Source organism: Streptomyces cellostaticus, from assembly GCF_001513965.1.
Taxonomy (GTDB): domain Bacteria; phylum Actinomycetota; class Actinomycetes; order Streptomycetales; family Streptomycetaceae; genus Streptomyces; species Streptomyces cellostaticus.
The window spans coordinates 1-13,721 of record NZ_KQ948025.1 but is presented as its reverse complement, the minus strand read 5'-3'; the positions used below and the strand labels follow the sequence as shown (position 1 = coordinate 13,721).

The window sequence follows — 13,721 nt, the reverse complement described above, 5'->3', positions numbered from 1 at the left end:
GCGGGGGGGGCGACCACCGCCGCTCAGGTACCGTCCCGGACGAAGACCGGCTTGAGGTGCTTGTGCGGGAGTGCTGTGGGCAGGTCCTCCCAGTCGATGACGTGGGAGACGACCCGTTCGGGGGTGACCCGGCCGGATGCTGCGAGTTCGAGGGCGTCGGGGATGTGGGCGCGTACGGTGTCGCGGGCGATGCGCAGGGTGACGCCGGTGAGGTACATGTCGAGCAGGGGCAGCTCGCCGGGGCGGAAGTGGTTGCCCGCGCTCTCGCAGATCCCCTCCGGGGTCAGGCACTTGACGGCCAGGGCGAGCTGGTCGACGCGGCCGGTGGCCTCCACCGCGATGTCGAAGCCCTGTGGGGTGGGGGTCAGGGCTTCGGCCGTGGCGGCTCCGAAAGCCTCCGCGAGGGCGCGGTGCTCGCGGTCGGGGTCGGGGTCGACGTGCAGCACGTCGCGGCCGCCGCCGAGGTCTTCGACGAGGGGGAGGGCCTGCTGGCCGCCTCACTGCGCGCACACGGCGCCGAGCCCGGGCAGGCGGCCCAGCTCGCCACGCTCGTCGTCGCGGCCGTCGAGGGAACCGTGGCCATGTGCCGCGCCAAGCGCAGCACGCAGCCCCTCGACCACACCGCCGAGCAGCTGGAGGCCCTCATCCTCAGCGTGTGCCGCTGAGGACCGGCGGTCAGCGGGCTGAGGCCCCCGGGTACCCCTGCGCACCGTCCCCCCGGACCCTGCGCCCTCGGTACAGCCGCCCCTTCACCCCGCTGAACCGCAGATCCAGCCCCACCCCGTCCCGTTCGGCGTGCAGGTGCAGGTGCGGCTCCGACGAGTTGCCGCTGTTGCCCACCTCGCCGAGGAGCTGGCCCGCCTCGACGAACTCACCCGGCTTCACCGTGACCGAACCCGGGCGCAGATGGGCCAGTTTGACGATCTCGCGGCCCGTGTCGAGGAAGACGTGGTTGCCGTAGATCGGTTGGTAGCGGTTCTCGCCGGGCTGCTGGTCGGGGATGCCGGTCGCCGCCGAGATCACGCGGCCCTGGCAGGGGGCGTGGACGGGGCGGCCGTAGGCGGCGTAGGCGGCCAGGTCGTCGCCGGGGCGGGTGCGGGTGCCGTGGGAGCCGAGGGCGACCAGGTCCAGGGCGGCCCGCTGTTCCGGGACCGGGACGTGGTGGTTGATGAGGCGGCCGCCGCCCTGGATGACGTACCAGGTGCCCTCCAGGGGGAAGAGGAGGGGCTGGCAGACGGGGGTGCGCCAGTGGTGGAGGCGGGCCCTGGTCACCAGGTACACGCCTGCGGCGAGCAGCGCCAGGGCGATGCCCAGGGCCGGGGTGAAGTGTCCGGTCGGCAGGGACGGCAGACGGTAGGCCGAGAAGAGGGAGGTGAGGGCGACCGCCCGGACGGTGCGGTGGCGGAGGCGGGGTTGTTGCGCGGGGGCGCCGCAGCCCTCGACGAAGACGAAGAAGGTGGCGAGGGTGGCCATGCCCGCACACCACGCGGCGCGGTCGGCGGCTGTCCAGATCGTGAAGACGTTCCAGAGGGTGATCAGGAGGAGGTACGTCAACCAGGCGGCGGATTCCGGGAGGTGTCTGCGAGGGGCCGGGGGATCGTAGAGGGCTCCTTCGAGGAGCAGGCCGGTGATCTCCTCGCCGTCGCGGGTCTGCTGGGCCCAGGCGCGGACCTTGCCCTGCGGGCCGGTGACGATCAGGCCGTCGGGGCTGTCCGTGACGGTGACGGGGGTTCCGGTGCGGTCGAGGGTGGCCTCGACGATCCGCTCCATCGTGTCCGCGCCGACCGCTGCCGCGACGCCGGGCGCGAGACGGGCCCGGCTCGCCGGGTCCGCCGCCAGGAAGCGGGTCAGGGTGTCGGCCTCCGGCGGCGGCGCGGGCGAGGGCACGGCCCCCGGCGTCGGCTTCGGATCGTGCATGTGGTCCCCCACGGTTCCGGCTGTTGCAGCAGTCGGCCGCGAGATGCGCCGCGCGGCCGACTGGAAGACGGTCAGAGAGCGGCCCGGGTTGTTCATACAGGGCGATGGACGAGCATCCCCTGTCTGTTTCTTTACGGATCCCTGACGTCGCGTCCGCATCCGGCAAGCCCCGCCGTGGTGTCCTCCCCGTTGTCCGGTACCGGATGGAAGTCGCGTCGGAGAATGGAGTGCCATGGAAGGCACCGTCGTCGCAGTGGTGCTCGTGGCCCTGCTCGTGCTGCTCGTGCTGAGGAGCGGGATGCGGGTCGTCAACCAGGTGGAGCGCGGGGTCGTGTTCCGGTGGGGGAAGGCGCTGCCGAGCTACCGGCAGCCGGGGATCACCTTCCTCATCCCGTTCGCCGACCGGATGCGCAAGGTGAACACGCAGGTCGCGACCATGCCGGTGCCCACGCAGGAGGGCATCACCAGGGACAACGTGTCGGTGAAGGTCGACGCTGTCGTCTACTTCCGGGTGACCGACCCGCTGCGGGCCGCCATCGAGGTGCAGGACTACGTCTTCGCCGTCGGACAGGTCGCCCAGTCCTCCCTGCGCTCCATCATCGGCAAGAGCGACCTGGACGACCTGCTGAGCGACCGGGAGCGGCTGCACGAGGGGCTGGCGTTGATGATCGACAGTCCGGCCGCGGGGTGGGGCGTCCACATCGACCGCGTCGAGATCAAGGACGTACAGCTCCCCGAATCGCTGAAGCGGTCCATGTCGCGGCAGGCCGAGGCCGAGCGGGAGCGGCGGGCCCGGGTCATCACCGCCGACGGCGAGTTCCAGGCGGCGCAGCAGCTCGCCAACGCGTCGAGGATCATGTCGGACACTCCCGAGGCCATGCAGCTTCGTCTGCTCCAGACCGTCGTCGAGGTCGCCGCCGAGAAGAACTCCACGCTCGTGATGCCGTTCCCCGTCGAGCTGCTGCGGTACTTCGACCGCGCGGCCCAGAACCTCGGCGCGCAGAACGCCGGCACGCAGAACGCCCAGAATCCCGTCGCCGACCTCATCGCGAAGAGCGTTCCGGTACAGGAGCCGCAGGAGAACGCCGACCAGCCGTAACCAGCGAGCCGGTCACGGCCAGCGAGCTCGCCGCCATCAGCGCCATCGCCCAAGCCGGTGAGGCGAGTTGGGCCAGCGAGCCCGCCAGCGCCGCGCTCACGCCCTGCAGGGTCAGCATTCCCGCCGAGTGCAAGCCCAGGGCGTGACCGGCCAGTTCGTCCGGGGTCAGGCTCATCAGCCGCTCCTGCTGCACCAGGCTCGCCCCGAACCCGGCGGAGGCCACGGTCACACACACCGCCGCCACGGGCACCGACGGGTGCGCGAAGAAGAGCAGGTACGGCGCCGCCAGGAGAACAAGCAGCGGCGTCGCAAGACGGGGACGTACGGCGGCCGGGAGCAGCCGGCCGACCGTCACGTCCCCTACGAACATGCCCAGCGCCGCGCACGCGAAGAGGGTGCCGGCCGCGCCGGGGGCGTACGACACGTACAGCGACTCACAGCCGACGACCAGGCCGTTGGGCAGCCACAGGCCCAGATAGGTGAGGCGGCGCGGGCGGGCCGACCACAGCAGCGCGTTGGTGCGCCAGGTCGCCGCCGGAGAGGGGCGGCCGGCGGCGCGGGGCGGGCGCGCGGTCAGGCCGAGGCGCAGGACCAGCGCGGCCGTCAGGTACAGGGCCGCCGCGAGGAGCAGGCAGCTTTGCGGGGACAGGGCGGTCAGCAGGGCTCCGCCGGCGGCGTACCCGGTGATCTGCGCCAGCCCGCTCATCATGTTGAACAGCGAACGCCCGGTCAGATAGCCGTCCTTGGCGAGGATCTCGTTCAGCAGCCCCCAGCGGATCCCGCCGCCGAGCGAGGCGACCAGGCCCAGCAGCAGGACGACGGCGAAGAGCACGCCGGTCGGCAGGCCGGGCAGCGCCTGGACCGCCGTACCGGCCGCGAAGGCCAGCGAGACGGCGGCGAGGGCCGCGCGCGGGGGCAGGCGGTCGGCGCCGGAGAGCAGGAAGGTCGCGCCCAGCATCTGGGCCAGCGACGGGCCGAACATGCTCACCGCCGACAGCAGCGGGGAGCCGGTCGCCCGGTACACGAGCGTGCCGAGGGCGAGTCCGCCGACCGTCTGGGCGGCGGTCTGCGCGGCCGCACCGAGGAAGAGCGGGGTGAACCCCGGGGTGCGGAAGAGGGTTTGGAAGCTGGGCATGCCCCGGAGTCTCGGACGGGCCCGGCAGGCCCCGTTATTGTTTCGCCGTCGCGCGAAAGGTCGTGGAAAAGAGGGTGCCGTGGGCTGGTGGGAGCTGAACGCGGACACCCTGGCCCGCAGCCGGTTCGTCCTCTCCCCGCTCGCCGAGACCTTCGCGAGCCTGAAACTGCTGCACTCGGGGCAGGGCGCGCATCCCGGTGAGCGGGAGTGGCTGCGCACCCATCTGCCCGGTTACCGGGCGCTGCTCGCGGCCGACCCGGTGACGGCCCGGCTGGTGCGGGCGGGGCTCGGCCGGGACTGGATCGCCGACTTCCTCACGCCCACCCCCCGCGCCGGGGAGAGCTTCGCCGCCGAGGTCGCCCGCGTGCGCGCGGCCGGGCCCGCCGCCGCCCGCGCCCATCTGCGCCTCTCCCTCGCCGGGCCGCTCCCCGCCGTACTGGACCGGGACGACCTGCCGGAGCGGGCGGCCGCGCTGCTGGAGTGGGTGTGGGAGGAGACCGTACGGCCGTACTGGGAGCGGCGCCGGCGGGTGCTGGAGGCGGACGTGGTGGCACGGACCGCGCAGGTGAGCCGGGGCGGCTGGGTGAGCGTGCTGGACTCCCTGCGGCCGGACAGGACGCGGTGGCTCGGGGACAACCGGTTCCAGGTCAATCTGCACGAGTACCCGCCCCGCGAGATCTCGGGCGCCGAGCTGGTCTTCGTGCCGGTGACCCCGCAGCGGACGGGGTGGGTGGCCTGGGAGGAACGGGAGCGGTACGCCGTGGTCTATCCCTGCGCCGGTGTCCTCGCGGGCGAGGGCGACCGGGCCGCGCCCGCGAGTCTGGACGCGCTGCTCGGGCCCGCCCGGGCCGCAGTCCTCGCGCTCCTCGGCTCCCCCATGAGCACCACCCAGCTCACCGCGATCACCGGGCAGGGGCTGGGCTCGGTGGGCCGGCATCTGAAGGTGCTGCGGGAGGCGGGGCTGGTGCGGCGGTGGCGTGCCGGCCGGTCGGTGCTCTACGCACGGACGGCAGCGGGCCAGGTGCTGGTGGAGGCCGGGACGGGTCCGGCGCGGGCGGCGGCCGGAAAGGAGCCCGTGCCCCGGGTCCCTGACCCGGGCGCGTAACCCATCGGGGCTAGCATCCGCACCATGACGACTACTGACCACAACGGCACCGTACTGACCACCGAGATCGCAGCCCTCCAGGGCGGCTCCGCGGACCTGCCGCAGTACGCGGGCAAGGCCGTGCTCATCGTGAACGTGGCCTCCAAGTGCGGCCTGACCCCGCAGTACACGGGTCTCGAGCGGCTGCAGGAGCGTTACGCCGGGCAGGGCTTCACCGTGCTCGGGGTGCCCTGCAACCAGTTCCTCGGGCAGGAGCCCGGCACCGCCGAGGAGATCGCCGAGTTCTGCTCGGCGACGTACGGCGTGACCTTCCCGCTGACCGAGAAGGTCGAGGTGAACGGCGAGGGCCGGCACGCGCTGTACGAGCGTCTGGTGGGCTTCGCCGACGCCGAGGGGCACAGCGGGGACATCCGCTGGAACTTCGAGAAGTTCCTGATCGGCCGGGACGGCCAGGTCGTCGCCCGCTTCTCGCCGCAGACCGAGCCGGAGTCCGCCGCGCTCGTGGCGGCCATCGAGGGCCAGCTGGCCTAGCCGCTTGACCTTGCCCCAGGGGCAAGGGGGAGCGTCCCTGTCACCGGGCGGAAAGAGCCGCCCGGTGACGGAGGATGGCAAGGTGAACGAGGAGCTGCTCACCATCGGCGCGTTCGCCGCGCGGGCCCGCCTGTCGGCCAAGGCGCTACGGCTGTACGACCGGCTCGGGCTGCTGGAACCGGCGCATGTCGACGAGGCCAGCGGCTACCGCTACTACCGCGCCGGCCAGGTGGAGCGCGCCCGTCTGGTGGCCCTGCTGCGGCAGCTGGACATGCCGCTGGCCCGGATCGCCGAGGTGGCCGGGGCCGAGGGCGCCGTGGCCGCGGACCGGCTTGCCGCCTACTGGGCGGACGTGGAGACCCGGGTGGCCGGGCAGCGGACCCTCGCCGAGTACCTCCGTGGACGGCTGTCGGGGAGGAGCTCCGAGATGTACGAGAAGTTCGTGGTCGAGACGGTGGACGTGCCCGCGCAGGTGGTGATCACCGAGTCCCGCCACACGCTGGCGGACGAGCTGCCGACGTGGATCGGCGCGTCGCTGGGCCGTCTGGAGGAGGCCGCGCGGGAGTGCGGGGGCGTCGCCGGCGCGCCGTTCGTCGTCTACCACTCCGAGGTGTCGATGGAGAGCGACGGGCCCGCGGAGTCGTGTGTCCCGGTGGCGGACGAGGCCGCTGCCCGGGCCTGGGCGCAGGAGCACGGGCGGAGCTGGGCCACACGGGTGCGGGTGGAGCCGGCGGCCCGGCTGGCCTATACCCGGATCGCCAAGGCGCAGGTGGCCCATCCGCAGATCCTCGCCGCCTTCGAGGCGGTGGAGCAGTGGATGGCCGGGGAGGGCCTGGAGATGGCCGGCCCCTGCCGCGAGGTGTACTTCGCGGACTGGGAGGCGGCGGGTCCCGGGGATCCGGTGTGCGATGTGGCGTTTCCGGTGAAGTAACCCCCGGGGCCGGGCATGGCCGAGCCCTCTCGGCAAGGACGGCGACTGGTCGAGAGGGCTCTTGGGTGGTGCTTGTGCAGTTGTTGTTGTCGTCGGAAGCGTCTGCGCGGCTGCGTCAGAGAGGGCTCCCTACGCCTTGACCGAGGCGACGAAGGCGTTCCACGCGTCGGCGGGGAAGGCCAGGATCGGACCCTCGATGACCTTGGAGTCGCGTACGGCGAGTTCCGCGGTGGTGGGCGACTTGACCTCGACGCAGGCGCCGTTGCCCGCGGAATAGGAGGACTTCATCCACGTCTCCGAAGCGCCCTGAATCAGTGCCATGTCCACTCCTGTTGCGAGTTGCTGGTGGTGCGGTTCACGCCAACCCTGTCGACTGATTGGCGTGATCGACGCTACCGGGCAACTGCCTCTGCCGGAGTAGCCGTTCACTCAAGCGGATGGCATATTCCAGGTGAGCCTTCCGCTAGGGCGGACTACGGTGTACGATCCGGCGCCTCCTGTGGACCCCGGCTCAATCCGCGTAGGTTTTCGCCACATCGGAGATGTATTGCCGGGATTGCTCCACATTGAGGGACTGCGCCCGTAGATGCTCGTACATCACGGCGTACTTCTGCACGTCCTGCGCCTTCTCCAGGTACAGGTCGCTGGTGACGCCCTCGAGGTAGACCACGCTGGAGTCGGCCGCGTCGGTGAACTCCAGGATCGCGTACTGCCCGTTGAGCCCCGGGTGCGCGCCCACCTCGAACGGCAGCACCTGCACGGTGACATGCGGCAGCTGGGACATCTCGATCAGGTGCTCCAGCTGCTCCCGCATCACCAGCCTGCTGCCGACGACCCGTTTCAGCGCCGCCTCGTCCAGCACCACCCACAGCCGCAGGGGCGTGTTCTCGGCGGTGATACGTTCCTGTCGGCGCATGCGCACCTGCACGCGCTTCTCGATCTCCGCCGTCGACGTCTCCGGCAACGCGCCCTGCACCAGGGCCTCCGCGTAGGCGCGGGTCTGCAACAGACCGGTCACCAGTTGGGGTTCGTACACGCGCAACGACTCGGCGTCGGTCTCCAGGCCGATGTACACGCTGTACGGGATGTCCCCGAACGTGTGCCACCAGCCCTGCTGCCGCGAGTCCCGCGCCATCTCCATGAGGGAGTCGACGATCCGCTGGTCCTCGACCTCGTACACCCCGCACAGATCGCGCACATCGCGCTGGCTGATACTTCTGCGGCCGTTCTCCAGCCGACTGATCTTCGACTGCGACACGAGCAGCCGCTCCGCCACCTCTTCGGCCGTCATGCCCTTGAGCTCACGGAGCCTGCGCAGCTCCTGGCCCAGCCGGCGTCGCCTGACGGTGGGATTGACATTGGACGCCACGGGACGTGCACCTCCGGCTGCCTGCCTGTACCTGACACTTTGCGTATCTGCTGTTGAGCAGACTGCCACCAAGGTGCTTACTACCGCTGGGAAACGGTGGATATGCGGCGCGTACGCGTCAGTTCGGGCACGGATTTGCGAGTGCCGACGCGTTCGAGCGGGGCGGTGCGACCACAAGGATCTCATCGCCCCGCTCGAATCAGCGGCTCCCGTACCGGGTATTGGGTACCGACGGTGCGGCTCAGTGGGCCACGGCGCGTGCCATGGACCCGTGGCGCGGCTGCATCGGAACCCCGCGTGCGGGTTCCGCCCTGACCGCGGGCCCCGCCTGGCGGCCGGCCGGGGCCGGACGCCGCGGCTGGGCCCCCGCGCCGTTCTGCACATCCATCACGGCATGGGCGACGAGCCCACCCATGGGGTCGTGCCGAATCAGATCCCGCAACCGGGACCGGGACGAGCGCCCCTCGTTCCCCGGATACAGGTGTTTGCCGAGGCCGACAGCGTGTGCCAGGGCGGCGAGCGCCGCGGTCCGCGGGTCCGGCGGTACGCCGGTGCGGATCGCGGAATCCAGCCGGGACCGGATCTCCCGGCTGATGGCGGTGTCCGTCGCCTGGTAGCGAGTCGTCGGCAGCACTCCGCACATCTGCCCCGGTACGGCGGCAACCATGCCGCACCGTTCGAGATGCGAGAGGTAGATCTGGCGCAGCCCCAGCCGGGGCCCGCCGATCCAATGGACGGCCCGTACGGGAGCGCCACGCCTTCGCAGCAACTCCAACGCGCAGTCCAAAGTCGGATCTCCAGTCGGCCGTGGTACCACCACGGCGATACGATCCCCGTCTGGGGCTATCCGTCCGGCCAGCGCCAGCTCCACTAGCTGCGCTCCGGCCAGACCGAGGTCGAGCGACTGCGGCTGTGCAGTGGTACCCGTGGCCGGGTCCAGTGCCAGCAGCAGAAGCTCCTCCGGAAGTGTTCTGCGGCTCCTGCCCATCCATGCCTCCCCGCGTGGATGAAAGACAGGGTGACCCCTCTCACATTGGTCTGTCGAGGGTGCGTGACCGGTTCGTGAGGGAACCGGTAGGTATGTCGTTCTCGTCTACCACAGGGGCCAAGCCCTCACACAGGACACTGGTACATGGTTCGGACAGGGCGCGCGCGACGGCGTGCGGCGCATGGAGGAGGCATCGGTGGCGGGCGAGTCCCCCGGCAGGTCGAAGCAGCACGAGTCGTCGGCGGAACCGACGTCGGGGAGCGCGGGTGCGGTTCCCGAGGCTCGCGATCCGCGTCTGGCCGTCTCCCGCGAAAAGGATTCCGCGGACGGCGCGGTGGACACGGCGACGAAGGTCCTGTCGGTACGGGACGTGAAGAAAGCCGCCGCCGAGAAGCCCGCCGAGGACGAGGACGCAGACCTCCGCGAGGCGGTCTCGGCCTGGGTCCGCTCGGCGGGCACCCCGGACGCACCTGCAAAGGCCCCGGAGAAGGCCGAGGAGCCGGCAGAACCCGAGCAGAGGCCTGACACCGAGGCCGAGGCCGACCAGCCGGAGAAGGCTGCCGCAAAGACCGATCCGAAGCCGGACGCAAGCGCTGACACAGACGCGCCTGCACAGCCCGAATCCGCCTCGGAGCCGGACGAGGACGCAGACGCAGACGCAAAGACTCCCGACGAGGACGAGCCGTCGGCCGCCGACGGCGAGGACACCCCACAGGAGCCACCCGCAGCCGACGACGAGACCCGCACGGCTGGTGCGGGCGGGATATCGGACGCCGAAGGCGAAGCCGAGACGAAGGACACCGACGCGGACGGGCCGCAGCCTGCCGACAAGGACGAGCCGTCGGCCGCCGACAGCGAGGACACCCCACAGGAGCCACCCGCAGCCGACGACGAGACCCGCACGGCTGGTGCGGGCGGGATATCGGACGCCGAAGGCGAAGCCGAGACGAAGGACGCCGAAGCCAAGGGCGCCGAGACGAAGGACGCCGAAGCCAAGCGCACCGTCGACCAGCCCACCACCGTCTTCAAGGCCGTACCCGCCAAGGCGCCGCAGGCACAGGCAAACGTCGACCAGCCCACCACCATGCTCAAGCTGGGCGGCAGCAAGTTCGTCCCGCTCAAGAACCCCGACGTCACCGCGCCCACCACCGCCCTCCCCCAGGTCGGCCCCGAGCGCACCACCCAGCAGCCCCTGCCGCCCAAGCCCCCGCTGGACCTGCTGGCGGAGCTGACGAACACGCCTCCGCCGCCGCAGACCCCGGTCCGTACGGTCGTCCGCCGGGTCAAGATCTGGACCCCCCTGGTCCTCCTCCTGGCGGTCGTCTTTGCGGTCGTACAGGCCTTCCGCCCGCTTCCCCAGCCGACCCTCGACCTCACCGCGAAGGACACCTTCACCTTCGACGGCGGCAAGGCCGGCATCCCCTGGCCCGCTCAGGGACAGGCCGCCCTCGACGTCCAGGGCATCGGCACCTTCGGCTCCTCCGGCACGCAGAAGCCCGTACCGATCGCGAGCGTCGCGAAGGTGATGACCGCGTACCTGATCCTGCGCGACCACCCGCTCAAGAGCGGCGAGGACGGCCCGAAGATCAAGATAGACAAGCCCGCCGAGGAGCAGTCGGACGCGGGCCAGGAGTCCACCGTCCCGGTCACCGCCGGCGACCGGATCTCCGAGCGTGAGGCCCTGGAGGCCATCCTCCTGCCCTCCGCCAACAACGTGGCCCGGCTGCTCGCCCGCTGGGACTCCGGCTCGGAGAAGGCGTTCGTGACGAAGATGAACGACGCCGCCAAGGAACTCGGCATGACCAACACCACGTACACGGACCCCTCGGGCCTGACGGACTCGACGGTCAGCACGGCCGTGGACCAGGTCAAGCTGGCCAAGAAGGCGATGGAGCGGCCCGCGTTCCGCGAGGTCGCGGCGATGATGTCCTACGTCGACTACAAGGGCGCCAAGCACAACAACTACAACCGGCTGGTCGGCCACAACAACGTCGTCGGCATCAAGACCGGCACCACCACCTCCGCCCTCGGCAACCTCGTCTTCGCGGCGAAGCAGGAGGTCGGCGGCGAGACGCGCACCATCATCGGCGCCGTGATGCGCCAGCCCGCCGGCGGCTTCGACAACACCATCATCAGCGGCGTCCTGGACGCGGGCGACAAGCTGATCCGGGCCGCGCAGGGCGCCCTGAAGCCGGCGACGATCCTGAAGAAGGGCGATGTCGTCGGGTACGTCGACGACGGGCTCGGCGGCCGTACGCCGGTCGTGGCCACGAAGGACGTCACCGCGGCCGGCTGGGCGGGCCTGAAGGTGAAGCTGTCCTTCGCCTCCGATGCCGTACCGCACACCGCGAAGGCCGGCACCAAGGTCGGCACGCTCACCGTGGGTGATGGTTCGGCCGGTGCGGTGAAGGTGCCGGTGGCCCTCCAGAAGGCTCTGGCCGAACCCGGCCTCACGGACAAGCTGACCCGCCTCGGCTGAACCGACCAGGCTGAGCCGGCCTCCGGTTCAGCACTCCCGCACCCCGCCGACGGAGCCCCGCGGCGGGGTGCGTGCTAGCGTCACGAATCGGGGCAGGTCGCCGGTCACGGGACAGGGCCGCGAAACTGGACGGGAAGCGGCCGGGAACACCCAGGAAAGCGGCCGAGAACAGAAGACGGGACACGGGGAGTGCCTTCAGGTGGCCACAACCGAGCCGACACGCGCCGACGACGCCGATCCGGACCCGGGATCCGGCCCGCGAATACGCCTGTCCACGGCTGACACGGACGGTCATCAAGAGGACCGCACGGACAGCCGTACCGACGGCCGTACCAACAGCTGCACGGACAGCCGCACGGACGGTCGTACGGGCGCACGTCCGGGCATCCGTCCGGACGGCAGACCGGCCCGTCTCCTCGCCGCCGCCGAACCCCTCCGGCAGCGGCTCCTGCTGCACCCGGCGCTGTCCATGACGGCCCTCTCGGGCGTCCTGCACATCATCTGGTTCTTCACGTTCGCCAACAGCGGCGGCGACCTCGCGGCCCAGGACGCCTGGGCGGAGTTCGTCGGCCGGCACCCGGACTCGGCGTACAACCTCGCCTGGTACGGGGGCATGCACCCGGTGTCGTACAGCGTGGTGTCGCCGTATCTGATGTCGGTGCTCGGCGTCCGTACGACGATGATGATCGCCGGGACGATCTCGGCGGGCCTGCTGACGATGGTCCTGATCCGCAGCCGGTCGGTGAAGAACCCGCTGTGGGCCTCGCTCGCCGGGGTCTTCGCGCTGATCTGCAACGCCGTGTCCGGGCGGGTGACCTTCGGGCTCGGCACGCTGTTCGCGCTCGGCGCGGTCGCGGCCGTCTTCTGCTGGCCCTACCGGTGGCGCTACAAACGCTGGGCGAAGGCCCTGGTCACCGCCCCGCTGGCGGCGCTCGCCACGATGGCCTCGCCGGTCGCGGGGCTGTTCGTGGGCCTGATCGCGGCCGCACTGTTCCTGCAGAAGCGGCGGCCCGGCGCGTGGGCGCTGGGGCTCGCGCCCACGGCGGTGGTCGCCGTCTCGGCGTGGCTGTTCCCGTTCTCCGGCACCCAGCCGATGACGATCGGCTCGGTGATCCTGCCCCTGACGTACGGCCTGCTGTGCCTGTTCCTCGTCCCCAAGGAGTGGATCACCGTACGGCTGACGGCCGCCGTCTACAGCCTCGGCGTGGTCCTGGTGTGGCTGATCAGCTCGCAGATCGGCTCGAACATATCGCGACTGCCGATGATGTTCGCGGGTGCGACGCTGATCGCCGCGCTGCCGTTCACGGTGCCGCGCTCGCGCAAGTGGTACCTGACCGTGCTGGCCTTCCTCGGCTTCGTCGGCTGGATAGGCTTCAAGTCGGTGGACGACATCATCAACACGACCCCGGCCGCGGCCTGGGCCCGTGAACAGGCTCCGCTGGTCAACCAGCTCCAGCACGTCGGCGCCGAGAAGGGCCGCGTCGAGGTGGTCCCGGCCCGTTCGCACCGCGAGGCCTCCGCGTTCGCGCCGTACTTCAACCTGGCTCGCGGCTGGAACCGGCAGGCCGACATGGAGCGCAACCCGCTCTTCTACGACGACACGCTCAACTCGGCGAACTACCACGAGTGGCTCCAGCGCTGGGCCGTGCACTTCGTCGTGCTGCCGAAGGACGAGCCGGACGGGGACGGCGGCGAGCGCGAGCGGGCGCTGCTCCAGCGCGGGATGCCGTACCTGAAGCAGATCTGGGGCGATGCGAACTGGCAGCTGTTCAAGGTGACCGACCCGGCGCCGATGGCCGAGCCCCACGCGGTGGTGGACCGGGCCGAGCAGGGCGAGATGACGCTGGAGGTGCGCAGGGCCGGGCGGATCCTGATCAAGATCCCGTACTCGCCGTGGCTGAGCATCGTCGACGAGCACGGCAAGAGCCTGAAGGCGCCGCAGGAGACGGACGCGTCCAAGCACCGGGCCGAGGGCATGCCGAAGACGTACGACAACGTCAACGGGTGTCTGGCGGAGACGCCGGAGGACGACAAGGGCGACAAGTGGACGATGCTGCTCGCTCCGCGGGCGGGCACGTATCACCTGGCGGCGCCCTATCAGCTGCCGCGCGGTACTCCCTGCCCGGACGAGCTGAAGTGACCGTCTGGGGGCTCCGCCCCCAGACCC

Annotated in this window: 11 protein-coding genes and 2 pseudogenes; 7 read left to right on the top strand and 6 right to left on the bottom strand. The window is 71.1% G+C overall.

Going from position 1 to position 13,721, the window contains the following annotated elements:
• Window positions 1-23: 23 nt before the first annotated feature.
• Window positions 24-458 (bottom strand): annotated as a pseudogene (locus AQI88_RS21430) (zinc-dependent alcohol dehydrogenase); the annotation flags it as partial.
• Between AQI88_RS21430 and AQI88_RS21425 the strand changes: the two are divergent.
• Window positions 447-665, top strand: a pseudogene (locus AQI88_RS21425) (LmrA/YxaF family transcription factor); the annotation flags it as partial. The pseudogenes AQI88_RS21430 and AQI88_RS21425 sit on opposite strands and share 12 nt — an antisense overlap.
• A gap of 10 nt (window positions 666-675) precedes the next feature.
• Here AQI88_RS21425 and AQI88_RS48845 read toward each other — a convergent pair.
• Entirely contained in the window at window positions 676-1,917 is a 1,242-nt protein-coding gene (locus AQI88_RS48845) for a M23 family metallopeptidase (RefSeq protein ID WP_067001815.1), read from the bottom strand.
• A 232-nt stretch (window positions 1,918-2,149) separates the two neighbouring features.
• Here AQI88_RS48845 and AQI88_RS21415 point away from each other — a divergent pair, with 232 nt between their 5' ends.
• Window positions 2,150-3,016 carry a slipin family protein gene (locus tag AQI88_RS21415; protein WP_079057708.1) on the top strand — a complete coding sequence of 289 codons (867 nt, stop codon included), beginning with the start codon at window positions 2,150-2,152 and terminating at the stop codon, window positions 3,014-3,016.
• Here AQI88_RS21415 and AQI88_RS21410 read toward each other — a convergent pair.
• Complete coding sequence (locus tag AQI88_RS21410; RefSeq protein ID WP_067001812.1) at window positions 2,961-4,151, bottom strand: MFS transporter; 1,191 nt, start codon at window positions 4,149-4,151, stop codon at window positions 2,961-2,963. The genes AQI88_RS21415 and AQI88_RS21410 overlap by 56 nt on opposite strands.
• 79 nt (window positions 4,152-4,230) lie before the next feature.
• Here AQI88_RS21410 and AQI88_RS21405 point away from each other — a divergent pair, with 79 nt between their 5' ends.
• The 3 genes from AQI88_RS21405 (at window position 4,231) to AQI88_RS21395 (ending at window position 6,718) form a co-directional block, all read left to right on the top strand.
• The gene (locus AQI88_RS21405) at window positions 4,231-5,256 is read left to right on the top strand and encodes an ArsR/SmtB family transcription factor (RefSeq protein WP_067001808.1); all 1,026 of its coding nucleotides are present in this window, start codon (window positions 4,231-4,233) and stop codon (window positions 5,254-5,256) included.
• A gap of 24 nt (window positions 5,257-5,280) precedes the next feature.
• Window positions 5,281-5,787, top strand: a complete 507-nt coding sequence (locus AQI88_RS21400; protein WP_067001804.1) for a glutathione peroxidase — start codon at window positions 5,281-5,283, stop codon at window positions 5,785-5,787.
• Between the two features lie 64 nt (window positions 5,788-5,851).
• Window positions 5,852-6,718, top strand: a complete 867-nt coding sequence (locus tag AQI88_RS21395) for a MerR family transcriptional regulator (RefSeq protein WP_067001801.1) — start codon at window positions 5,852-5,854, stop codon at window positions 6,716-6,718.
• A gap of 129 nt (window positions 6,719-6,847) precedes the next feature.
• On the opposite strand, the gene AQI88_RS21390 is transcribed toward AQI88_RS21395, so the two are convergent.
• The 3 genes from AQI88_RS21390 to AQI88_RS21380 form a co-directional block, all read right to left on the bottom strand.
• The gene (locus AQI88_RS21390; protein ID WP_067001798.1) at window positions 6,848-7,039 is read right to left on the bottom strand and encodes a DUF397 domain-containing protein; all 192 of its coding nucleotides are present in this window, start codon (window positions 7,037-7,039) and stop codon (window positions 6,848-6,850) included.
• A 190-nt stretch (window positions 7,040-7,229) separates the two neighbouring features.
• Window positions 7,230-8,087: a helix-turn-helix domain-containing protein gene (locus AQI88_RS21385; protein WP_067001795.1), complete on the bottom strand. Its 858-nt coding sequence runs from the start codon at window positions 8,085-8,087 to the stop codon at window positions 7,230-7,232.
• Between the two features lie 241 nt (window positions 8,088-8,328).
• On the bottom strand, window positions 8,329-9,075 hold the full coding sequence (locus tag AQI88_RS21380) for a GOLPH3/VPS74 family protein (RefSeq protein ID WP_067001792.1): 747 nt from the start codon (window positions 9,073-9,075) through the stop codon (window positions 8,329-8,331).
• A gap of 181 nt (window positions 9,076-9,256) precedes the next feature.
• On the opposite strand from AQI88_RS21380, the gene AQI88_RS21375 reads away from it, so the two are divergent.
• Both AQI88_RS21375 and AQI88_RS21370 read left to right on the top strand, forming a co-directional pair.
• Window positions 9,257-11,554 carry a D-alanyl-D-alanine carboxypeptidase gene (locus tag AQI88_RS21375; protein ID WP_107118618.1) on the top strand — a complete coding sequence of 766 codons (2,298 nt, stop codon included), beginning with the start codon at window positions 9,257-9,259 and terminating at the stop codon, window positions 11,552-11,554.
• Window positions 11,555-11,753: 199 nt separating this feature from the next.
• On the top strand, window positions 11,754-13,694 hold the full coding sequence (locus tag AQI88_RS21370; RefSeq protein ID WP_208615853.1) for a DUF2339 domain-containing protein: 1,941 nt from the start codon (window positions 11,754-11,756) through the stop codon (window positions 13,692-13,694).
• Window positions 13,695-13,721: the final 27 nt, after the last annotated feature.

What these genes read in the sequence shown, in the direction of transcription:
- AQI88_RS48845 (WP_067001815.1), bottom strand. Translation starts at nt 1,917, where the DNA reads ATGCACGATCCGAAGCCGACGCCGGGGGCCGTGCCCTCGCCCGCGCCG.
- AQI88_RS21415 (WP_079057708.1), top strand. Translation starts at nt 2,150, where the DNA reads ATGGAAGGCACCGTCGTCGCAGTGGTGCTCGTGGCCCTGCTCGTGCTG.
- AQI88_RS21410 (WP_067001812.1), bottom strand. Translation starts at nt 4,151, where the DNA reads ATGCCCAGCTTCCAAACCCTCTTCCGCACCCCGGGGTTCACCCCGCTC.
- AQI88_RS21400 (WP_067001804.1), top strand. Translation starts at nt 5,281, where the DNA reads ATGACGACTACTGACCACAACGGCACCGTACTGACCACCGAGATCGCA.
- AQI88_RS21390 (WP_067001798.1), bottom strand. Translation starts at nt 7,039, where the DNA reads ATGGCACTGATTCAGGGCGCTTCGGAGACGTGGATGAAGTCCTCCTAT.
- AQI88_RS21380 (WP_067001792.1), bottom strand. Translation starts at nt 9,075, where the DNA reads ATGGGCAGGAGCCGCAGAACACTTCCGGAGGAGCTTCTGCTGCTGGCA.
- AQI88_RS21375 (WP_107118618.1), top strand. Translation starts at nt 9,257, where the DNA reads ATGGAGGAGGCATCGGTGGCGGGCGAGTCCCCCGGCAGGTCGAAGCAG.